Below are 23,285 nucleotides of genomic sequence, written 5' to 3'. Positions count from 1 at the left end.
CAGCAGGGTTCGGAGTGACTGTCACGTCCACTCCCGCAAAGCCGGTCTGACAGCCAAGCGCCCACCGCCGTCGAAATCGTTTGGCGGCGTCCCTTTATGGAGCTTGGAATCTCATGGAAATCTTCGACTACGACAACATCCTGCTGCTGCCCCGCAAGTGCCGCGTGGAAAGCCGCTCGGAATGCGACGCCAGTGTGGAGCTGGGCGGTCGCCGCTTTCGCCTGCCGGTGGTGCCCGCCAACATGAAGACCGTGGTGGACGAAACCATCTGCACCTGGATGGCGCAGAACGGTTACTTCTACGTCATGCACCGCTTTGACCTGGACAACATCCAGTTCGTCAAAGACATGCATGCCAAGGGCTGCTACGCGTCGATCTCGCTCGGTGTGAAGCAACCCGACTACGCCACCGTGGACCAGCTGGTGGCACAGGGCATCACGCCCGAGTACATCACCATCGACATCGCCCACGGCCATGCCGACAGCGTGAAGAACATGATCGGCTACCTGAAAAAGCACCTGCCGCAGTCGTTTGTGATTGCCGGCAACGTGGCCACCCCCGAAGCCATCATCGACCTGGAAAACTGGGGCGCCGACGCCACCAAGGTGGGCGTGGGTCCGGGCAAGGTGTGCATCACCAAGCTCAAGACCGGTTTTGGCACGGGCGGCTGGCAGCTCAGCGCGCTGAAGTGGTGTGCCCGCGTGGCCACCAAGCCCATCATTGCCGACGGCGGCATCCGCAGCCACGGTGACATTGCCAAGAGCATCCGTTTTGGCGCCAGCATGGTGATGATCGGCTCGCTGTTTGCGGGCCACGAGGAATCACCCGGCAAGACGGTGGAAGTGGACGGCGCGCTGTTCAAGGAGTACTACGGCTCGGCCAGTGACTTCAACAAGGGCGAATACAAGCATGTCGAAGGCAAGCGCATCCTGGAGCCCATCAAGGGCAAACTGGCCGAAACGCTCATCGAGATGGAGCAGGACGTGCAAAGCTCCATCAGCTACGCGGGCGGCACCAAGCTGATGGACGTGCGCAAGGTGAACTATGTGATCCTGGGCGGCGACAACGCAGGCGAACACCTGCTGATGTAACTCAGCACCCGGGGCACGGATCGTCGCCCGGTCAGGCCCGCAGCAGGTTCTGCGCCATGTGGTGCAGGTCATGCCCGGGCTTGGCCAGGGCATCGACGATGCTGAAGTGGTTCAACCCCGGCAAGGCCACGCTGCGGGGTACAAAATGGCTGCCCCAGGCATCCTGCATGAGCTGGTTCTGGCGCAGGAACTCGGGGCTTTCATCCGCCCCGACGGCGCAATACAGCGTGCCAGTGGGCGGCTCCAGCAAACGCGCCGGGCTGCATTGCAGCACTTGCTGCTCGGTCAGGTGCAACACCGACTGGTACATGGGCGTGTGCATGACGGGTTCCAGATCGTGCACCCCGGAGATCGACAGCGCATTGCGCACCAGGCCATCGGGCAAACCCTTTCCGATGAGCGGCCACACGCTGGTCAGCAGCAGCGCCGCCAGTTGCCCGCCGGCAGAATGCCCGGCTACGGTGATCCGCCGGGGGTCTCCACCATGGGCGGCGATCTGGTGCCACACCCAGCCCAGCGCCTTTTCCATCTGCCGCGCGATGTGAGGAATGGTCACCGGCGCGTCCGGGGTGCCCGGGCACAGCGCGTAGTTCACCACCACCACACAAAACCCGGCCTGGGTGAAAGGCGGCGCGATGAACGAGTGATCCGATTTGTCGAGTGACCGCCAGTAACCGCCGTGGATGAACACCAGCACCGGCACCGCCCCCCCCCCGGCACGGGCGGACGGAAACACGTCCAGGGTTTCCCCAGCACCTGTGCCATAGGCCATATCCAGCGCACAGGGGACAGTGGCTCGCACCTGGGCAGAGTCTTGAGCCCAACGCTGGAAGTAGTCCATGTGGTCAGGGACCAGGGCACGATTGTTGTACATGCGCTCCAGCCAGGCAGGGTCGTACAGGGGCAAGGTCATGGGCAAGGGTCTCCGAGTTATGTGGGCTGCCTTCGGTGCCATACCGCAGACCGGCCAACAGGCTCGGCAGACGCAGGAACGGCGCTGGCGCTGCAGAATCATCTGGCCAATCGCTGTACGCTGCAAGCTCCGTGACAGACTGGAGCGCCAAAAAGGCACATGATGACAACAGAGACACCCTTGTATCCCTCTTTGCAGCAGAACAACGCCATGACCACCACACCGCTTCGCATCGCCGTTCTTGGCATTGGCATGATGGGGTTGCCCATGGCCAGGCGGCTCAGCGAAGCAGGCCATAGGGTGCACGCATGGAACCGCACCCGCGCCAAAGCAGAACCGCTGGCGCAATGGGGTGTCACCGTGCACGGCAGCCCTGCCGATGCCGTCAAGGACGCGGACATTGTCATCAGCCTGCTCGAAAACGGTCCTGTCGTGGGCCAGGTTCTCTTTGAACAGGGCGCCGCGCGGGCAATGCGCCCGGGTGCTCTTTTCATCGACATGGCCTCCATTCAGCCCAGCGAGGCCCGTGACCACGCAGCCCGCCTGGGTGAGCTGGGCCTGACCCACCTGGATGCACCGGTATCTGGGGGCACCGTTGGCGCCGAAGCCGGCACTCTGGCCATCATGGCCGGCGGAAGGCCCGAGGACTATGCCCGCGCCCAGCCCGTGTTTGCCTGCCTGGGGCACGCCACGCACGTGGGGCCACACGGTGCCGGGCAGCTGGCCAAACTGGCCAACCAGATGATCGTGGGCATCACGATTGGCGCCGTGGCCGAAGCGCTGCTGTTTGCCGCCAAGGGTGGTGCCGACATGGCCAAGGTCCGCGAGGCCATTAGTGGCGGTTTTGCCGACAGCCGCATCCTGCAGCTGCATGGCCAGCGGATGGTTGAACGCGACTTTGCACCCAGGGGCCGCATGGCGGTCCAACTGAAGGACATGCGCAATGCGTTGGCCACCGCCCGGGAAACAGGTTTCGACGCCCCCATCACTGCCCTGTTTGAGGCCTTGTATGCCGAGGGTGTGGACCACGGCCTGGGCGAACTGGACCACAGCGGCCTCTTCGTCGAGCTGGCCAGCCGCAACGCAATGCAATAATTTTTGGGCGCGACTTGCAGAGTATCCAAAAACTAGTGCATAATTCGAGGCTCTGCAGCGATGCAGACAAATTTTAAAGATTTGGGTTCTTAGCTCAGTTGGTAGAGCAGCGGACTCTTAATCCGTAGGTCGAGTGTTCGAGTCACTCAGGACCCACCAAATCAAGCCGCAAGGCACAAAAAGCCTGCTACCCATAAGTAGCAGGCTTTTTTGTTTCCAGACCGATTGTTTCTCCGCTCGCGGCAACCCGGCCCCATGGCCCGGAGTCGTCTGCCGGCAGCACCATCGTCTGGCCGCCTGGGGCCCACGGCCCCGGTGTCCACCATCCACGGGTGGCAACGGATGTGTCTTTGCAAGAACCACCGCGTGTTCTGTCCGCCGTCAGCCCGCCAGGGAGCATGCCATCCGCCATGCCATGGTGACCAGACAGTGCTACAGACGCGCACCGTTTTTTCGAACCATGAATCCAGGCAATTACTCTTCACGTACCTGCTGCAGTCGGGCAACAACACTGCTGGCAAAGCAATTGCAAACAAATGTCCTGCGGAGCGGCACAACCCGGCCCCATCGATACACTTTGTCATACAAGTGACACCACCCAGGCATGGGTCCGATGCGCCCCATCCTTCAGGTACGAGCCAGCAAAAAAGAACACTGTGAAATCCACTTCTGCAACCCGCGCGCTCCCTCTTTTTGTCGCGCTGATCACTGCCGGGCTGATCTCAGCCCCAGCCCCGCAAGCCAATGCCCAGACCAGCAAGGCCCGTAGCGCTGTGGCCAAAGAGAAGGCTCTGACCCGCCAGGAGCGCGAGTCAGCCCGGGCAGTGCAGGCCAACGACAGCGCGATCGGAGCCAGCCCATCGGACACTCCTACGCTGCCCGCACGGCAATGGAAAGTCAGCCTCAAGGAACTGGGCGTGGGGCGCCCTGTTTCTTTGCGAGGCGTGGAGAGTGAGGCCAGTGTGGGTGTGGGGGTGCGGCGCGACGAGATCGTCGAAGCCGCCAAGCTGCGCCTGACCTTCACACTGTCACCTGCGCTGATCCCGTCACTGTCGCATCTCAAGCTGATGCTCAATGACGAAACCCTGCAGACCGTGGTGCTGGACAAGGAGCGCCTGGGCACCCCGCAGACGGTCGAGCTCAACATCGACCCGCGCTACTTCACGGATTACAACCGGTTCCGCTTCCAGTTCATCGGCCACTACACGATGGAATGTGAGACGCCAACCCATTCCAGCCTGTGGGCAACCATCAGCAACGACAGCCAGCTGGAGCTTTCGTTGCGGCAGATCCCTCTACGCAATGACCTCGCGCTGCTGCCTACGCCGTTTTTCGACCCCCGGGACAACCGCCCCGTCAAGCTGCCGTTTGTGTTCGGCAATCAACCCAGCACCGGTACGCTCAAGGCGTCAGGCTCCATCGCCAGCTGGATTGGCATGCTGGCAGGCTACCGAGGCAACCAGTTCCCGGTGCTGGAAAACCAGCTGCCCCGCTCGCACGCCGTGGTGCTGGCCACCAACAGCCACCGCCCCGCGTTCCTGCAGGACATGGCACCTGTGACCGAGCCCACGATCTCGATGGTCAATCACCCCGAAGTGCCAGGCGCCAAACTGCTGCTGGTGCTGGGCAAAGACGATGTTCAGCTACAGATGGCGGCAGATGCCCTGGCCCTGGGGAAAGCGGTTTTGTCCGGGCAAACCATTGCTGTCAAATCGCTGGACTATCCCGCGCTGACCAAGCCCTATGACGCCCCTCGCTGGATCACCACCCAGAGGCCCGTGAAACTGGCCGAGCTGGTGGGCAGCCCGTCGGACCTGCAACTGCGTGGCACGGTGCTCAACGACACGGTGAACATCTACACCCGCATGGCCCCGGACCTGTTCACCTGGAACGCCAAAGGCGTGCCGCTGGACCTGGCCTATCGCTACACCCCCAGCAGCGTTTCAGACCATGGCAGTCTGAACATCTCTATCAACAACCAGTTCATCCAGTCCTATCCACTGCAGTCGCGAGACGAGCGCACCAGCGGCAAGAACACGGTGATGTTGCCCCTGTTCGATGACGGGAACGCCCAGAACCGTTCGGACCTGAAGATTCCTGCCTTCATGATTGGCGGCGACAACCAGCTGCAGTTCGCATTCCAGATCCCGCCCAACGACCTGGGCCGTTGCAAGTCCGCGCCGCCCACCGAACTGTTTGCGGCCATTGATCCGCAGTCCACCATCGACCTCACGGGTTTTCGCCACTACCTGGCCATGCCCAATCTGGCGGCCTATGCCAACAGCGGCTTTCCGTTCACCCGGGTGCCCGACCTGGCCCAGACCTCCATCATCCTGCCCAACCAGCCCAGCACCGCAGACATCGAGGTATTCCTGACCTCCGTAGGCCGCATGAGCGCTTCCACCGGCTATCCAGGCACCCGCTTTCAGCTGCTGCGTGCTGCGGACGCCAACAAGGCGGGTGACACGGACATCCTGATCGTGTCGCAGGCCGACGCCGATGGTTTGCTGGAGCAGTGGAAGAACCACCTGCCAGCCCTCCTGGCCGCTGGCGCCCGGTCGGTGCAGCCCCTGGAACGCGCACTGGGATCGTTCATTGAACTGTTCAACCTAGAGTCCGAACACCGCCTGTCCGCCTCTGGCGGGCAAGCTGTGCTGCAAGGCACAGGGCCGCTGGCAGCAGTCACCGGCTTTGAATCGCCCTTGCACAGTGGTCGCAGCGTGGTGGCGCTCACCGCCACCGACAAGGAAGCCATGGGGCTGCTGAGCCAGAGCCTGAACGATGCGGGCAAGATCAAGAGCCTGCGCGGAGATCTGGGCCTGATGCGCGGCGACGCCATCGAAAGCTTCCGCATCAAGCCTGTGTACTACGTGGGCGACCTGCCTTGGTGGCAACGCCTGTGGTTCCACCTGCACAGCCACCCCTTGCTGCTGGCCTTGGCGGGCATCGCCACCGGCCTTCTGCTGACCTTTATCGTTTATGGCGCCTTGCGCACCATGGCGCGCCGCCGACTGGCATCCCAGCATGACTGAGCCCCTTCGTCGGCGCACGGCCCTGCAGGCTGGCGGCGGTGCTGCACTGCTGTCCTGGCTGCCAGGCCTTCGCGCGCAACCCCAATCCACGGCAGAACGCCCCGGGTGGCCCGCCTGGGAAACGTTCAAGGCGCAGTTCATCAACGAAGGCGGCCGCGTCATCTCGGATGATGCGGGAGGAGGACAGACCTACTCCGAAGGCCAGGCATACGCCTTGTTCTTTGCCTTGGTGGCCAATGACCGAACCACCTTCGACAAGTTGTTGCGCTGGACCGAAAACAACCTCTGTGATGGGGACATGACCGCCCGTCTCCCGGCGTGGCTATGGGGTAAACGCCCCGATGGCACTTGGGGTGTCATCGACAGCAACGCCGCATCGGACGCCGACCTCTGGATAGCCTACGCGCTGGGCGAGGCAGGCCGCCTGTGGAACGTGCGCAGCTATCGCGCGCTCTCTGCTTTGCTGGCGGCCCGCATCCTGCGCGAAGAAACCGCGCAACTGCCCGGCCTGGGACTGACCCTTCTGCCAGCGCCCCAGGGCTTTGCACAGAAGGACGGACGCTGGCGCCTGAACCCCAGCTACATGCCCATGCACCTCATGCACTGGCTGGCAGCAGTGGACCCACAGCCCGAATGGAAGCAACTGGTGGACAGCTCGTTCAAGGTCATCCAGGGCGCTTCACCCAAGGGCTTCACGCCCGACTGGACCGTGTACGACCCTAAGCAGGGCTTTCTGGTGGATGACAAGGGCAAGGAAAAAGGCCAGGGCAGCTACAACGCCATCCGCGTCTATCTGTGGGCGGGCACGTTGCACGCCAACGCTCCCGGTCGCAAGGCCTTGCTGGATACCCTGCAGCCTATGGCACGCTTCGTGCGCGAACAGGGATACCCGCCTGAGTCCATCGACATCCTGACAGCCCAAGCCTCGGGCCCCGCCCCCTCCGGGTTCTCGGCTGCAGTCCTGCCATTTTTGCGGGCAGTGGGCGACGACCGCACCCTGCAATCGCAGCGCATGCGCCTGGAGGCCCGCCCCTTGCGTCCCACGGCCTACTACGAGCAGGTGCTCGGCTTATTTGGGCTGGGCGCCATGGAGGGGCAATATCGCTTCACTGCAAACGGCCAACTCACTGTGCGATGGAAACCGTGAAACGCCGCACACACCGCTGGCTCCCCTCCCTGACCTTGCTCGCCGCCGCCTGCCTGCCCGGGCAGCACGGCGTGCACGCCAGCACCCCACCCGCCATCGAAGCTGAGCTGCTCAGTGGCGCCCGCCTGTGGGCCAGCAAAAACCGGCCGGATATGGCTCGCCAACTGGTGGACAAGCTGCTGGCCATGGACCCGAACTCTCCCGAAGGGCTGGCAACGCTGGGCGACTTGGCGCTGCGCGAAAAGAAAAGCGACGAGGCCCAGCGCGTGCTGGCCACCTTGCGTGCACGCCACCCCGGCCATATGCTGACCCAGGAACTGGAAACCCTGGTGCGCGTGTATGGCCCCGACCGCGAAAAACTGGCCCAGATGCGCTTGATGGCACGCGCAGGCCGCAAGGCCGAGGCCGCCGATCTGGCGCGCGAGCTGTTTCCGCAAGGCCCGCCCACGCTCGGCGGACTGGCGCTGGAATACCACCAGATCATGGGCTCCACCGCCAAGCAGAGCACCGAATCCCAGCGCCAGCTGGCCAAGCTGTACCAGCAGACCGGGGAGTCCCGTTACCGGCTGGCACAACTGGAGCTGCGCATGTACCAGGGGGGCAACCCGACGGCCGTGGTGCAGGAGATCGAGGCCCTGGCAAGGCAGCCCGATACCAATGCCCAGCAGCTGCAAGACCTCTGGCGCCGCGCCCTGGACCGGCTGGCCAACACACCAGCCAACCTGCCCCGCGTGCGCGCATTTCTGCAGCGCTACCCGGCTGACAGCGCCATGGTGGAACGATTGGCCGCCATGCAACAGGCGGTCGAGCGCGCGGAGCGCGCGGCCCGCGACCCCGCCAACATCGCCCGCCAGGCAGCGCGCACTGCCCTTGACCAAGGCGATATGGAGTTGGCGGAAGAGCAGATCCAGGCGACGCTGGCTTTGCGCCCCCAGGACGGAGAAAGCCTGGGAAACCTGGGGTTGATACGCCTGCGCCAGGGCCAGCATGCGCAAGCGCAGGACCTCTTCAGCCAGGCCTATGCGCTCACACGCCAGAGCCGCTGGAAGGACTTGCAGGCCACTGCCAGATTCTGGGGACTGCTGCGACAGGCCGACAGAGCCGTCGAACAGAACGAACTGGTCACGGCAGCCAGCCTGGCCGAACGCGCGCTGCAGATGCAACCCCAAAGTGCTGACGCATTGACCACCCTGGCGAGCATTCGCGACCTGCAAGGGGACCATGCGCTGGCAGAGAATTTCTACCAACAAGCCATCCAACAGGAGCCCAACAGCACCTCCGCCCTCAAAGGCCTGGCAAGTCTCTATGCCCGCACCGGGCGGGTGACCAAAGCGCTGTCCCTGCTGGCCGAGGCTGCCGCACGTGACACCACACTCTCAGAAAAACTCGCCAGTGCCCAGGCCGACGTGCTGGTGGCCCAGGCGGAGGACGACCTGCAGTCCCAGCGCCTGGGCCCCGCACTGCGTGCCTTGGAGTCGGCAGTGGTACTGACCCCCGACGATGCTTGGATAAGACACCGCCTCGCACGTATTTACATACGCCTGGGCCGCCCCCAAGAAGCACTGCACGCCATGGATGAGGGTGTGGCGCGTATTCCGTCCGGCGCCGTCGGTGCCGAGATGTTGTATGCCCGCGCCCTGATACGTTCTGCCCTGGACGAAGACAGCGCTGCCCTCGCGGACATGCAGCGGATACGCTCCGCCGATCAGACAGACGCCATGCGCTCGCTGGTGCGGCGCTCTCAGGTCAAGTCGCTCGTCACTCAGGCCCTGAAACCCCTGCCGGCAGCTGAAGTCGAGGCACTGCTACAGCAAGCGGAACGGACAGCAGGCAATGAAGCAGACCTGCTCTACAGCGTTGCCAATGCCTGGTTTCGCCGCGCACAGCCCGCGCGGGGCGTGGCAGTCTTCCATCGCCTGGCAGCGCGTGTCCCCACGCTGGCGCCAGACACGCAGCTGGACTACGCACAGCTGCTCAACCGGGCGGAGGACGATGCCGGCCTCGCCGAGCAATTGCCTCGTCTGCTGCAAGCCAAGGGCTGGAGCGCGGAGCAGGAAGACCGGCTGGTAGCGCTGTATGCAGCGCACCAAGAGCGGCTCATCGAGAAGCAGCGGCAGGCCGGACGTACCAACGAAGCCTCGCGCCTGGCACGCCAGGCGACACCCCTGCCGGACACACTCTCCACACCACGCCAACGCAGCCTAGCCCAGGCACGGTTGCTCATGGCTGCGGCCGAATATGCCGATGCCGCCCAGTTGCTCAAGCCCCTCGCGTCCGCACAACCTGACGATCTGTCCGTTCGCATGGCGCTGGCTGATGCGTTGTCACGACTGCAGGACACCGGCGACCGGCGGGTCGCAGCCGATGAGGCCGACTGGCTGAGCGACCGTGTCCCTCCGAGCGACGTGGGGCAGCAGCTGGCACTGCTGCGCATCTGGCAACGCACTGGTCGCATGGACGAAGCAAGGACATTAGCGACCCGGTTGCTGGACAGTTTTCCGCAAGACAGTGATGTGCTGCTGCATGCTGCGCGCCTGGAGCGGGCCAATCGCAACTACGCACAAGCCATGGTGTTCTTCCGCAGTGCGCTCATGCTGGAGAAGCACGGAAAGGCCTTCACCCCTGCTGCAACGGCCCCAGACAGCCAGGCCCCGGTGCCGGTTGATTCAGACAGACCACTGGCTCTCCAGCAGAGTTACACACTGTCCGTCCCCGCCGACCCGGCCGTCGTTGCCAAGATCCAGGGCGAGATCGATGCCATCGAGGCACGGCGTCAGCCTCGGATCGAAGCGGGACACCAGGCGCTGAGCAAGCGCTCCACGGACGGAATCTCCAGCCTGCGCGGCTGGGAACGTCCTGTGGTGGCGTGGATGCCGCGTGCCTACGACGGGCACTATTTCTTGCACGTGGATCGGGTGCAGCTGGATGCGGGCGATCTCCCCGCCGATGGTCCAGACCTGCTCACTTACGGGCAGGTGGCGGCACTACCACCGGGGTCCTCCTTTGCCACCGAGCGACGACAACGGGGCCAGGGCACCAACCTGGGTTTCGGCTATGTGGGAGACGATGTCCAGTGGGACATCGGAACCACTGGGGTTGGATTTCCGGTGAGCAATGTCGTAGGGGGCCTGTCCAAAACCGGCGATCTGGGCCGCTACAGCTACAAACTCGAAGCGTATCGGCGCCCCATCACTGGCAGCCTGCTGTCGTACGCAGGGGCACGCGATCCCATCACAGGCCAGGTATGGGGCGGCGTGGTGGCAACAGGCGCTGCAGGCCGTCTTTCTACCGACATTGGGCCCTACAGCACCTCACTGAGCCTGAGCCTGGCCGCCCTCACCGGCAAAAATGTGGCAACCAACACCCGCGCCCAGCTGCGGTGGGCAGTGGACCGCGATGTATGGCGCCACAGCGATAGCGTGGTCAACCTCGGTGTTGCCGTCTCAGCTTGGCACTATGGCAAAGACCTGTCCGAATTCAGCTTCGGCCACGGCGGCTATTACAGCCCACGCAACTACGTATCCGTCGCCCTGCCACTGGAATGGAGTGGACGCCGCGGCGCACTGACCTGGCTGGCACGCGGGTCCGTCTCTGTATCGCGCAGTAGCAGTGGCGACAGCGACTATTTTCCGCAGAGCGCACTCCTGCAGGCACTGGCACGTGCCCGGCTGGCGGCCGACGGTGGCGTTCCGGTGTACGCGGGCAGTTCGGGCTCGGGTTTCGGGCGTTCGTTCCGGGGGGCACTGGAATACCAGGTCACACCCCATCTCGCACTGGGTGCCCAGCTGGAGCTGGATCGCTCGGCCTACTACGCGCCCACCAATTTCATGGTGTATGGCCGCTACCGCTTTGAGCCCGGGAACGCTCCACTGGACAACCGCCCACGGCCGGTGCAGACCTATTCCAGCTTCTGACATGTCCTCTGCCGCTTCATCCTCACGCAAGAGCCCACCTGCAACCAGTGTGCTGCACTCGCTCGCCCAGCGCCTTTGGCCCTCTTTGGGTACTGCCAGCGCCATCCAGCGACCGACAAGCATCGGCATTGCAGGCCTGCCAGACGGCATTGGCCAGTTGCCATCCCATGTGCCCGTCTCTTTGGTTGCCGCCGACAGCAGAAGTGCTGCGGCATGGTTTCCCGCGCTGATCGAAGACGCTTTGGTCGCTGGCCCCTTGGGGCTGGTGGCGTCCAGCACGCAGTGGCTTGACGAGTTGCTGGAGTACCCCGAGCTACGAGCGGCTTACCGCGCTGGTCGGCTCAAGCTCTGGGCGCTATTGCCTGGGTTGCAGGCGCAAGTACAGCGCCATGGACTCAGTCCACTCGTGCAGGAGCTTGAGCGGACCGGTCTGCTGCCACAGCACGCGCTGTATCTGTGCGACACACAGAACCTGCTGTCCGGACTGAACATTGCCCAACTCGCACATGTCAGCGACCAGCTCAGCGCCCTGTGCCGCCAACGGCAGCGCCCGGTGGTACTGGGGTTCACCCCGCCGCTGGATGCCACTGCCCTTTTGCCAATGCTGCGCAACCTGTGCCAGATGTCCATGCACATCGCCACCTTGCATGCTGACGCTGACCGCTGGCGCCTGAGCCTGGACCGCTGGGGTTCGAACACCGGGGCGCTGTTTCAGACCGGCTTTGGCCTGGTGCAAGACGCCAGCACACACCGACTGACTGCCGACGGCACGCGCACCCAAGGCGCTACCCCCGAACTGGTCACTGCAGCCGACCAATGGGGCGTGCTGGCAACCCAGGCATCGGTGGAGGGGCAACGCGGTATCCCTGGCCACTGGCGCATCGTCGATGAGCTGGAGGACATCGAAGTGGCTGCTGCGACCTGCGTGGCCTCCACGGTGCTGATCGACGCGGGCTCTGCGGGCGATTTTGAATCCCGCGCACGCCTGGTGCACCACCTGCGTCTCTCGCGCCCCCCAACGCTCAAGATTGTGGTGCGCGAGAACCTCGGCAAGTTGCGCACCCACAGCGAACAGGCACTGCTGCAACTGGGCGCCAGCGCGGTGGTCTACAAAGAGGTGGGTTTCTCGCGACTGCTGCAACTACTGCAGGACATCAACGCTCAGAGCCACACCCGCAAAGTCCACCCCGACTACGCTCAGGCGCTCGACAGCTTCATGCCCCCCCGCGAGCGGGGCTACCAGGCCCCGGGACGATTCTGTACGTTGGTACGCGGCATGCTCGACCGCACCCATGACATTGGCCTGTCGCACAGTCTGGTACGGCTCAACATGCTGGACCGGATGCCGCACCTCGATGCTTTGCGCGCCTGCCACACCTCGCGCGATGGCGACTTGTTCACGGCCGACCACGAAGCGATCTACGTGTTCCTGTTCGCCTGCCGGGAGCCCGATGTAGAGCTGGCACTGCAACGGGTATTCGCGCTGCCGCTGACCCAGCTTTTCACTTCGCAAGCTACGGACTGCTCAGCGCCGGGCATACGCGCGATGACTGAACAGTTGCAAGAATCCCTGCGCAAGGGCGTACCTGACTACAGTGCCATCTTGGCAGCAGTCAGCGCCCCCACACCTGCCGCCCTGGAGGCTCCTCCTGCCACGCCCTTGGCGCAGGTACGAAAGGATGCGCTGGCACTGCCAAAGCACACCAACGCAGAGAGCCAACAGCCCGCAGCCTCGCCGCTCGTTGTGACAAGACCGCAAATGCGACTACGTCCCATCGGACGGCGCGCCGCGCCACGCCCCCTTGGAAGGACGTCTGCATGACGGCATGGATGCTTGTTTACGTGCTGCTGGGCGTCTTGCTGGCTTGGCCGTGTGGTTGGCTGCTGCGCCGCGTGCTGAAGGGGCGCCAGCCGTTACGCTGCGTGCAGCCCTATCGGCCAAACCTTCCGCAAAGCGAGTCGCCCGTTACCCCAAAAGGTGGGATGACCAAAATCCCATGAACAAAGAGTTTGCATGCGCGTGATTGCTGTCGTTTCGCCGCTCGGCGGGTCCGGGCGTACCACCATGGTCGCCCACCTGGCGTCCATTGGTGCCCGTCAAGGCCAGCACACCTTGGCCGTAGAGCTCTGTGCCCAGAATCTGCTGGGCATACACCTGGGCATGCCCCGCCCCGCCAGTCAGGGATGGGCAGCACTTGCCGCCACAGGCTCTTGGTGGGCAGACGGCAGCTTCGACAACGCGGACGGCGTCTGCGTTCTGCCCTATGGCCCAGCGGCGCCAGAAACCATCACGACGCTCCACCAGTTGCTGGCTGCCCACCCACAGTGGCTGCAAGACCAGCTGGAACTGCTCGACGTGCCAGAGGATTGCACGATACTGCTGGACACACCGCAATGGCCTTCGCCGCTGGCACAGGCAGCGCTGCGCTGCGCAGATGCGGTGTTGGTGGTCATGGAAGCGTCTGCGCGCGGATGTGCCAGCACGGACGCCGTACGCGCCATGCTGCAGGCGTCGCCAGCAACGCCCAACATGCAGGGCATCGCAGTCATGCGTTTTGACCCGCGCCGCGCATCGCACCGGGAGGCGCTCAGCACTTTGCGCCAGCAGTGGGGAAGCCAATTGCTGCCCTATACCGTGCATGAAGACGAGAACCTCTCACGTGCACTGGCCGCATCGCAATGCGTGAACGGCATGGCACCGCATGCACAGTCCGCGCACGATCTCCAGGGCATCTTCCATTGGCTGTCGGCAGTGCCTCCGTTGGGGCCGCTGCCTGCGCCCGCAGCTGGAGTGGTTGCACCATGACAGACCAGGCGCCCTCGGGCACCACCACACCTACCCCGGCCACCGAACAAGCGGACGCACTGGTGCCCACTCGCAAGGCACTGATGTGGCTCGGGCGCCAGCTGGAGGTCGGGCATGAGGCTCCCTGGTGGATGTGGTTGTGGCGCTGTTTCGTTCTACCACCCTCGCCACAGCGCGCATTGCGCCCCTGGTTGCTACGCCCAGTGCGCGGGCTTTGGGCAGGCCTCGGCTGGGCCATGCGCTGGCACTGGCGAGTCCTGGCACTGGCGCTGACACTGGTTTTCTGGCCCATCCGGCTTTTCCTGCGTGCCATGGACCGCCTGGCCACCCACGTCAACGTGGGCAAGGGCCTGCGACTGGCAGACCAGTGGCTCACACCGGCCCTGGAGATTCCTGGCCTGCGCTGGGTGATCCTGGCGGTGGGGGCGGTCACCGGTCTGGTCGTCATGACCACCCCATTCAACTGGTTTGGGCAACTGTTGTTCATGCTGCTCTGCTGGGGACTGTCCCTGGTGCTCCGGCGCCTGCCAGGCCGCTATCCTTCGCTGGCGCTTGCAGCGATCAGCCTGCTGGCGATGGGGCGTTACGCCTGGTGGCGCCTGACTTCATCGATTGAATTCGACTCGGTCATCGAGTCCTTCCTGGGCTACGGCCTGCTGGCGGCAGAGGCCTACACCTGGTTGGTGGTGGTGCTGGGCTTCATACAGACTGCCTGGCCCCTGCACCGCAGTCCGGCGGAGCTGCAAGGCGCGCCCGCGTCCTGGCCCACGGTGGATGTGTACATACCCACCTATAACGAGCCGCTGAGTGTGGTGCGCACCACAGTGCTGGCGTCGATGGCACTGGACTGGCCCAAAGACAAGGTCAAGGTCTTCATCCTGGACGACGGGCGGCGCGAGGAATTCCGTGCCTTTGCTGAATCCATGGGCGTGGGCTATATCGTGCGGCCCGACAATAACCACGCCAAGGCTGGCAACCTGAACCATGCGCTGGGCAAGACCGATGGTGAGCTGGTCGCCATCTTCGACTGCGACCACATTCCCACACGCTCCTTCCTGACCACGGCCGTGGGCTGGTTCCAGCGCGATCCGAAGTGCGCCATGCTGCAAACGCCGCACCACTTCTTCTCACCAGACCCGTTTGAGCGCAACCTAGGCACCTTCCGCCGTGTGCCCAACGAAGGTGCCCTGTTCTACGGTCTGATCCAGGATGGCAATGATTTCTGGAACGCCACTTTCTTCTGCGGTTCCTGCGCCGTAATACGCCGCGGCCCACTGCTGGAGGTGGGCGGCATCGCCGTGGAAACGGTGACCGAGGATGCGCACACCGCCCTCAAGCTGCACCGGCGCGGCTACACCACGGCTTACATCAACGAGACGCAGGCCGCTGGCCTGGCTACCGAGAGCCTGTCGGCCCATGTGGGCCAACGCATCCGCTGGGCGCGCGGCATGGCGCAGATCTTCCGCGTGGACAACCCCTTCCTGGGCAAGGGCCTCACGCTGTGGCAGCGCATCTGCTATGCCAACGCCATGGTGCACTTCTTCTTCGGGCTGCCGCGGCTGGTGTTCCTCACCGCGCCCATGGCCTTCTTGTTTTTTGAATGGCACATCATCAACGCGGGCGCCATCATGATCGCGCTGTATGTGCTGCCATACATCCTGCAGTCCAACATCGCCAATGCGCACGTGCAAGGCGAGCACCGGCACACGTTCTGGGCTGAGGTCTACGAAACGGTGTTGGCCTGGTACGTGGCCCTGCCCACCACGGTGGCGCTGATCAATCCGCGCCTTGGCAAGTTCAACGTGACAGCCAAGGGCGGGCTGGTGGATGAGCCGTACTTCGACTGGATGATCTCCCGCCCTTACACCGTGCTGGTCCTGCTTAACTTCGCAGCCTTCGGCATGGGCCTGCTGCGCCTGTTCTTTTGGAATACCGAGGAAACCGCCACTGTACTCCTCAATCTGCTATGGACGGTCTACAGCATCCTCATGCTGGGTGCTGCGTTGGGTGTGGCATCCGAAGCACGCCAGGTGCGGCGAATGCACCGCGTGGCCACGCAATTGCCCGCGACCTTGTACCAGGACGACGGAACCGTGCTGAGGGCCCTTTGCCTCGACTTTTCCATGACTGGTGTAGGCCTGCAATTACCTGAAGGCACTCCACTGGCCGTGGGAGACAAGGTGCAGGTGGGACTGTGGCGCAACGATACGGAATGCACCTTTCCAGCCACGGTGATGTTGCACAGAGGCCAGAGCGCCACCGGTTTTCAGTTTGATCCCATGACGCGCGAACAACAAATCGACCTGGTGCAGTGCACCTTTGCCCGCCCCGACACCTGGAGGCAATGGAACGACAGCCACGATACCGACCGACCTTTGCATGGCCTGCAGGAAATCGCGCAGCTGGGCGTGCTGGGCTACCGCAAGTTCTGGACTTCGCTGGTGGAGTCGGCACGCAGCCGGTGGCCCCTTCGCAAGCAGCGCGGGCAAGAAAGGCTGCCGGCATGAGCTTCTGGCATTTGATTTTCCTTGCCAAGGTGGGCCTGTACTTTGGTGGCTATATCGGCTTGAACTGGTGGCTGAACCTGCTGTTGTGGGCGTCCATGCTGCCCCCCATTGCGCACAAGGGGTGGCGCCATGTACGGGCTGCAGTCGCCGTACCGGCTGCCATCGCACTGCTGTATGCCGACTCTTACCTTCCCAGCCCAGGACGCGTGCTGTCGCAGCTCAAAGCGCTGAGTGGCTTCAGCGCGGACTACTGGCTGGAACTTGCCCAGCGGGTGTTCAACCCTGAAATGCTGCTGGTGGGACTGGTCGGCATCGTGCTTTATGCAGCACTGGCCCGGCGGGTGCGTGCAGGGACGTTTGCATTGCTAGCGTTGTTGAGCGTACCGGTGGTAGCGGCCCTGCAGGAGCAGGCGGCTACGCCCCAGGCCACCATGGCCGCAGCAAGCGGATTGAACTCGGCCGCCGCGCCCAACGACAATCAGGACACGTCGCCAGACGCTCTGCTGCAACGCTTTTACGCGAGCGAAAGCCAAAGGCGCGTCCAGTTCACCGCGCCCAATACGCCCCCGGCATTCGACATCATCCTGCTGCATGTGTGCTCCTTGTCGTGGGATGACATGGACTTTGTAGGACAGCGGGACAACCCATTCCTCAAGCGTTTTGATGTGTTGTTCACCAACTTCAACAGCGCTGCCAGCTACAGCGGGCCAGCCTCTCTGCGGGTATTGCACGGCACCTGTGGCCAAACACCACACAACAAGCTGTACGAGGGCATTGATCCGCAGTGCTACGTGTTTCCCAACCTGGAAAAAGTGGGCTACCAGACCGCTGCACTGCTCAACCACGACGGGGTGTACGAAGAGTTTGCCCATGCGCTGGAACAGCGCGGAGGCCTTGCTGGCAAGCTGCAGTCCAATCAGGGCGCGCCCGTGCACATGCAGAATTTTGACGGCTCGCCCATCTATAACGACCACGCCTTGTTGGCGCAATGGTGGAAGAAGCGCAGCACTGACCGCAGCACCGGGCCCGTGGCGCTGTACTACAACACCATCTCCCTGCACGACGGAAATCGCGTGCCAGGCATGGCTTCGCGCAACAGCCTGGAGACATTCAAGCCCCGCCTGGTACAGCTGCTCGCCGACTTCGACAAGTTCATCTCCGAACTAGAGGCAGCAGGCCGCCCTGTGGTCGTGATGCTGGTCCCTGAGCACGGCGCATCGCTGCGCGGAGACAAAATCCAGATGTCGGGCATGCGGGAGATTCCTGGCCCCCGCATCACCCTGGTCCCCGCTGCGGTGAAGCTGGTGGGCATGAAGCCATCTGAGGCATCCGCCCCAGCAGCGCCCGTGGTTGTGAACCAGCCGATGAGCTACCTGGGCTTGTACACCTTGCTAGGCGATCTGATTCGCGACAACCCTTACGTCGACTCCGCGCGCCCGTTGGCGGAGCGGCTCGCAGCCCCGGTCACTACCCCCTTTGTGTCAGAGAACGCCGATGTGATCGTGATGCGCAACATGGAAGGCAAGTACGTGATGCGCTCGGGGAACGGTGAATGGGTTCCCTACAACTATTGACTACGTTGGCTTGAAGCCCGAACGGGGCGTGACGAGGGGTTGCGCGACAGCCCCCTTCTCCGCACCCTGCCGCATGCGTCCCCCATAATCCATCCGCACTGCCGCGCCATCGCGCGATGCCACGGCGGTGCGATGTCCTTCGCGTGCCCGCAACCCCCATCTGCCACCACTCATGAACCCACAAGCCCATCTGCTCTGGAAAGCACCCCGCTGGGCGCTCGCGATCCTGTTGGCTGTGCTGGGCATGCTCGGGCCTTTCTCCATCGACACCTACATCCCCGCGTTCTCAGGCATCGCCGCGGCGCTGGGAGCCACACCGGTGGAAATGCAGCAGACGCTGTCCGCCTACCTGTTCGGCTTTGCGTTCATGAGCCTGTTCCACGGCGCGCTGGCAGACAGCTTTGGGCGCAGGCCCGTGATCTTGTGGGGCATCGCCGTGTTCACGCTCGCTTCCGCAGGGTGTGCGCTGTCGCAAACGATCGGGCAACTGGTCTTTTTCCGGGCACTGCAAGGCCTGTCCACGGGAGCAGGGATCGTGGTCTCCCGCGCGGTGATCCGCGACATGTTCCCTCCAGCACAAGCGCAGAAGGTTATGAGCCAGGTGACCATCTACTTTGGAGTGGCTCCAGCGATCGCTCCCATCATCGGAGGATGGCTGTTTGTCCACACCGGGTGGCACAGCATTTTCTGGTTCCTGACCTTCGTGGGAGTGGCCCTTTGGACCGCCAACTTCAGGCTGCTGCCAGAGACCTTGCATGTGGAGCAGCGCCAGCCCTTTCATGTGCGCCATCTAATGCGCGGCTACGTGCAGTTGGGCACCAGTGCGCGCTTTGTGCTGCTGGCGCTGGCCAGTGGCGTGCCCTTCAATGGCATGTTCCTGTACGTTCTCTCGGCTCCAGCATTTCTTGGCGATCACCTGTCGCTGGCGCCTACGCAGTTTTTCTGGTTTTTTGTCCTGACCATCTCGGGGATCATGGGCGGTGCGTGGCTCAGTGGACGGCTGGCAGGGCGTATCCCGCCCAAGCGCCAGATCCGCCACGGATTTGTCATCATGTTTTCGGTGGCTGTGTTGAACCTGGTCGCCAATCTGCTGTTCACACCCCACGCCTGGTGGGCTCTGGCGCCCATTGCGGTCTTCTCTTTTGGCTGGGCACTGATGGTGCCGGTGGTGACGCTGCTGGTGCTGGACCTCTACCCGGAGCGCCGAGGCATGGCCTCATCCATGCAGGCGTTTGTCGGCTCTTCGGCCAATGGCCTGGTGGCAGGCGTCATCGCTCCGCTGGTGATGCACTCTACCGTTTTGCTGGCGCTGTCATCACTCCTGATGTTGTGCATTGGCATGCTGTCCTGGATCTGTCTGCACCATCGCTGGCCCGAGATCGGCCGTACGCCGGTCCACCTCTGATCAATACCCGACTGATCAAGGACTGGGCTGCCGCCGGTCCACGTTCTTTTGCTGGTAATAGCGGTTCTTCTCCGCATACATCGCCTGGTCTGCGCGATGGATCGCGGCTTCTACCGCATCTCCAGACTGGCAAGAGGCAATCCCCATGGCCAGGCTCAGATGCTGGCCAGGGTAGAACTGGTTGTTGAGTTCGAGCATCGACAAAATGCGTTCCTGCAAAGCCATGGCTCCGCGCTCATCCGTGCCTGGCAACAACACCGTGAACTCGTCACCACCAATGCGGGCTGCGCAGGCCGGAGCATCCACGGCCTTGGCCAAGACCTCGCCAACGCGGCGCAGCATGGAGTCCCCCGCCGCATGGCCTTGCTCATCGTTCACCACCTTGAGACCATTCAGGTCGATGGCGATGATGGACAGCGGCCAAGGGCCCTTGCGGGTCAGGCGGTTGAGCTCCTCCGCATAAAAGGCTCGGTTGCGCAATTGCGTGAGCACATCGTGCTTGCCCAGGTACTCTAGGTAAGCCTCGGCCTTCTTGCGTGCCGTGATATCCACCAGCGACAGGAGCACCAGGCCCCAATCGCTCATGTGATCGGCCAGCACCGAGAACTGCATGTGAATATGCACGGCATCCCCGGACAGTGCGTAGTTAACCACTTCGCGCTGTTGAAAGGTCTTGCCCTCCCACAGGTCCAGCAATTGCTCCGCAAAGGACTCGTGCATCTCACCGCGAAACACCCGGCCAATGTTGTTCAGCAGCATTTCTTTGCTCTCTGCGCCGAACATGCGCAGGGTCTGCTGGTTCACATCGATCACCCGGATTTCGTGCATACAGCGTGTCACGAACTCGGGATGCACCCGGATGAAAGTCTTGAAATCATCAATACCCTGCGCACGCACACCATCGAGCAGGCTCTTGACCGCACTGAAGTCCTCCACCCACAAGGATACGGGTGAATGTTCGAACAAATCGCGTGCGTACCGCTCGCTGCGGCGCAGCTCGGCACCTGCACGCACGGTGGCCGTAACATCCTCCAGCGACACCAGCACACGGCTCCAGTTGTCCTCGTAACCGGGCAGGATGCGCGCACGGATCTGCACATCCAGCCGACGTCCGTCGAGCGCATAGTTGACTGTCTGGTTAGAAAACTCCAGCTGCCCGTCCCACAACTGAGACAGCTCATGCGCCACCGCGTCGTGCATGTCGTCCCTGAAGACCTTATCCAGATTGGCTTCCAGTACCTGCTGGCTCTCGGCGGCAAACAGATCCAGCGTGCGCTGATTCACCTTGAGCACCTTGAGGGCTGCACTGCAGGCCCGCAGGCGGGCCGGGTCCTCTGCCAGGAACTGGCGGATGTCGGTCACGCCTTCGGCGCGCCACTGCTCAAAAAGCTGCTTGAGCGCACTGTAGTCCTCCAACCAGAGCGACACTGGCGCCAGCCCGAACATGTGCTCAAAGTCCGCACCCGAAGATAAAGAAGACGACACAGCAGATTCCTCCGGCGGCCATTATTGACGAGGCGCCGTTGGCAACCGCAGCTGAGATGGCCTCCCCAATGAAAAAAGGCCAGCACCTTACGGTACTGGCCTTTGCACAAAGGGCGGCGCTAGCGCCACACAACAATCAGCGCGCGGGGCGTGCAGGACGCTTGCGGGCGTCGTGGGCCACAAAGGGCTTGCCACCACCACCGGCAGGCTTGGCAAATGCAGGCTTGCGAGGAGCGAAATCGCCGCGCGGTGCACCCGCATCGCCACGAGGAGCAAAGCCACCACGGCCTGTATCACCAAAACCAGGCTTGCGGCCATAACCGTCACCGTCACGACGCGGCGCAAAACCACGGTCGCCGCCACGGTCATCACGGCCAGCGAAATCGCCGCCGCCTTCACCACGGGCAGGGGCACCACGGTTGTCACGACCAGCAAAGCCGCCGCCAAAGCCACCACCGAATCCACCACGATCATTGCCACCACGTGCTGGACCACCGAAGCGACCGCGCGACTGGTTATCACGGTTGTCATACGAACGGCCCGGGGCGCCACGGCCACCACCAAAATCGCCACCGCGGGGTGCCTGCGGAGCGCGCTGCGAAGGCTCCATGCCCGGAATCACTTCGGCCTTGAACTGCTGGCGGCTGTACGACTCAATGTCGTAGATCTTGCGGCGATCGCGGAACTCGGCAAACGTGATGGCCAGGCCATCGCGGCCCGCACGGCCGGTACGACCGATGCGGTGGGTGTAATCCTCAGCCTTCATGGGCAGGCCGAAGTTGAACACGTGGGTGATGGTAGGCACGTCGATGCCCCGTGCGGCCACGTCAGTAGCCACCAGAATCTGCACCTGACCAGCGCGCAGCGCCATCAAACGGCGGTTGCGCAGGCCCTGGCTCAGGGCGCCATGCAACGCGACGGCCGAGAAGCCTTCTTGCTGCAGGTCGTTGGCCAAACCGTCGCACTCCACCTGGGTGCTGGCAAAGACAATGGCTTGGTTGATCGTGGTGTCACGCAGCCAGTGGTCCAGCATCTTGCGCTTGTGCTGGGCATTGTCGGCCCAGTACAGAACTTGCTTGATGTTGGCGTGCTTCTCTTGCGGAGAATCGATGGTCACCTTCTGCACAGACGAACCACCGTCGTGCATCACGCGCATGGCCAGTTGCTGGATGCGGGGCGCAAATGTGGCGCTGAACATCATGGTCTGCTTGCGCTGCGCGGTCAGCTGGTTCAGTTCTGCCAGGTCATCCGAAAAGCCCAGGTCGAGCATACGGTCCGCTTCGTCAACGACTAGGAACTGCACCTTGTCGAGCTTGATTTGCATCGAGCGCTGCAGGTCCAGCAGGCGGCCAGGGGTTGCCACCACGAGGTCAGCGTTTTGCAGTTTGGCGATCTGCAACTGGTAAGGCATGCCACCCACCACGTTGGCCACACGCAAGCCACGGCAATGCTTGACCAGGTCGATGGCATCGTGCGCGACTTGCTGCGCCAGTTCACGGGTCGGGCACAGGATCAGGGCACCAGGGGTGGCAGCCTTGAAGTTGCGCGAACTGGTAGGGTCCTTGCGTTTGGCGCGCTTGGGAGCAGGTTCGCCACGGGCAGCGGCTTCGGCCACGGCGCGTTCAAAAGCGGCGCGCTCTTCGGCTTCGGCAGCAGCTTGCTGGTTGATCAGTGTGTGCAGCACAGGCAGGAGGAAGGCTGCGGTCTTGCCGCTGCCCGTCTGGCTGGAGACCATGAGGTCGATGAACTTGGTGGAGTCGTTGCCACCGCCCATCGCCAGAGGGATCGCCTTGAGCTGCACGCTGGTGGGCTGGGTGTAACCCAGATCAGCCACGGCTTGCACGAGTTCAGGGGCCAGGCCCAGCTCGATGAAGCCATTGGGCTCAGCGGTCACAGCAGCATCGGCTTCGACGGCTGATACCACCGCGTCCAGGGGAGAAGACTGCACGGAAATGTCGGCAGCAAAGGAAGTGTCTGCAGGCGCGAATTCGCCCTGCACCAAAGAGGTGTCGGTCATGATTTTTCTCTCACGAAGACGGTCGCGGGCGCAGCCCGCGATTGGCTTCGTCAAATGGTTAAAAAACATCAACCATCAAACGAAACCTGCGCTGGCTCAGAGAAGGCCGGAGCGGGTGGGCGTTATTCGCCAGTCCTGCACTGTCGAGTGACAGTCGGCTGGCAAGCCCGGTGTGTGAGGGGAGATGCACAATCTGCGAGGGATTCCTGCGCAGCCATCGATTATTGCACGATTAAGGGTTTGCCCGCAATACCCCACTTCGCTTTTCGCCAGTGGCAATGCCTTCACTGCCAGGAATC

General features: G+C 63.2%; 14 protein-coding genes and 1 tRNA gene. 12 read left to right on the top strand and 3 right to left on the bottom strand.

What is annotated here, in order from left to right:
• The first annotated feature begins 113 nt into the window (after positions 1-113).
• Complete coding sequence (locus ASD75_RS19840; protein WP_056061124.1) at positions 114-1,091, top strand: GMP reductase; 978 nt, start codon at positions 114-116, stop codon at positions 1,089-1,091.
• A gap of 31 nt (positions 1,092-1,122) precedes the next feature.
• Here ASD75_RS19840 and ASD75_RS19835 read toward each other — a convergent pair whose 3' ends face one another.
• On the bottom strand, positions 1,123-2,004 hold the full coding sequence (locus ASD75_RS19835; RefSeq protein ID WP_056747498.1) for an alpha/beta hydrolase: 882 nt from the start codon (positions 2,002-2,004) through the stop codon (positions 1,123-1,125).
• A 210-nt stretch (positions 2,005-2,214) separates the two neighbouring features.
• Between ASD75_RS19835 and ASD75_RS19830 the strand changes: the two genes are divergently transcribed.
• The 11 genes from ASD75_RS19830 to ASD75_RS19785 all read left to right on the top strand — a co-directional run bounded on the left by ASD75_RS19830 (position 2,215) and on the right by ASD75_RS19785 (position 19,484).
• A complete protein-coding gene (locus ASD75_RS19830; RefSeq protein WP_056062115.1) occupies positions 2,215-3,099 on the top strand; it encodes an NAD(P)-dependent oxidoreductase in 885 nt (294 codons plus the stop codon).
• An 83-nt stretch (positions 3,100-3,182) separates the two neighbouring features.
• A tRNA-Lys gene (locus ASD75_RS19825) sits at positions 3,183-3,258 on the top strand.
• Between the two features lie 497 nt (positions 3,259-3,755).
• Positions 3,756-6,131 (top strand): cellulose biosynthesis cyclic di-GMP-binding regulatory protein BcsB, encoded by a 2,376-nt coding sequence (bcsB, locus tag ASD75_RS19820; RefSeq protein ID WP_235511662.1) that lies wholly within the window; start codon positions 3,756-3,758, stop codon positions 6,129-6,131.
• On the top strand, positions 6,124-7,278 hold the full coding sequence (gene bcsZ / locus ASD75_RS19815; protein WP_056747497.1) for a cellulose synthase complex periplasmic endoglucanase BcsZ: 1,155 nt from the start codon (positions 6,124-6,126) through the stop codon (positions 7,276-7,278). The genes bcsB and bcsZ overlap by 8 nt, the downstream gene beginning before the upstream one ends.
• Positions 7,275-11,192: a cellulose synthase subunit BcsC-related outer membrane protein gene (locus tag ASD75_RS19810; protein WP_162251101.1), complete on the top strand. Its 3,918-nt coding sequence runs from the start codon at positions 7,275-7,277 to the stop codon at positions 11,190-11,192. Before bcsZ ends, ASD75_RS19810 begins: the two co-directional genes overlap by 4 nt.
• A 1-nt stretch (position 11,193) precedes the next feature.
• Positions 11,194-13,014: a BcsE family c-di-GMP-binding protein gene (locus ASD75_RS19805; protein ID WP_162251100.1), complete on the top strand. Its 1,821-nt coding sequence runs from the start codon at positions 11,194-11,196 to the stop codon at positions 13,012-13,014.
• Positions 13,011-13,193, top strand: coding sequence for a hypothetical protein (locus ASD75_RS23870; protein WP_162251099.1), 183 nt, complete (start codon positions 13,011-13,013; stop codon positions 13,191-13,193). Before ASD75_RS19805 ends, ASD75_RS23870 begins: the two co-directional genes overlap by 4 nt.
• Positions 13,194-13,206: 13 nt before the next feature.
• Positions 13,207-13,998, top strand: a complete 792-nt coding sequence (gene bcsQ / locus ASD75_RS19800; protein ID WP_056747494.1) for a cellulose biosynthesis protein BcsQ — start codon at positions 13,207-13,209, stop codon at positions 13,996-13,998.
• Positions 13,995-16,505, top strand: coding sequence for a UDP-forming cellulose synthase catalytic subunit (bcsA, locus tag ASD75_RS19795; protein WP_056747493.1), 2,511 nt, complete (start codon positions 13,995-13,997; stop codon positions 16,503-16,505). The genes bcsQ and bcsA overlap by 4 nt, the downstream gene beginning before the upstream one ends.
• Complete coding sequence (gene bcsG, locus ASD75_RS19790) at positions 16,502-18,079, top strand: cellulose biosynthesis protein BcsG (RefSeq protein WP_056747492.1); 1,578 nt, start codon at positions 16,502-16,504, stop codon at positions 18,077-18,079. The genes bcsA and bcsG overlap by 4 nt, the downstream gene beginning before the upstream one ends.
• 172 nt (positions 18,080-18,251) lie before the next feature.
• Positions 18,252-19,484 (top strand): multidrug effflux MFS transporter, encoded by a 1,233-nt coding sequence (locus tag ASD75_RS19785; protein WP_056061100.1) that lies wholly within the window; start codon positions 18,252-18,254, stop codon positions 19,482-19,484.
• A 15-nt stretch (positions 19,485-19,499) separates the two neighbouring features.
• Here the strand turns inward: ASD75_RS19785 and ASD75_RS19780 are convergent, their stop codons facing one another.
• Both ASD75_RS19780 and ASD75_RS19775 read right to left on the bottom strand, forming a co-directional pair.
• Positions 19,500-20,969 (bottom strand): GGDEF domain-containing protein, encoded by a 1,470-nt coding sequence (locus tag ASD75_RS19780; RefSeq protein ID WP_056747491.1) that lies wholly within the window; start codon positions 20,967-20,969, stop codon positions 19,500-19,502.
• Between the two features lie 136 nt (positions 20,970-21,105).
• Complete coding sequence (locus ASD75_RS19775; protein ID WP_056747490.1) at positions 21,106-22,986, bottom strand: DEAD/DEAH box helicase; 1,881 nt, start codon at positions 22,984-22,986, stop codon at positions 21,106-21,108.
• Positions 22,987-23,285: the final 299 nt, after the last annotated feature.

Origin of the sequence: Acidovorax sp. Root568 (assembly GCF_001427445.1) — a bacterium.
GTDB classification, from domain to species: Bacteria; Pseudomonadota; Gammaproteobacteria; order Burkholderiales; family Burkholderiaceae_C; genus Acidovorax; species Acidovorax delafieldii.
The sequence above is the reverse complement of the archived record's forward strand: the minus strand, read 5'-3'. Positions and strand labels throughout refer to the sequence as shown.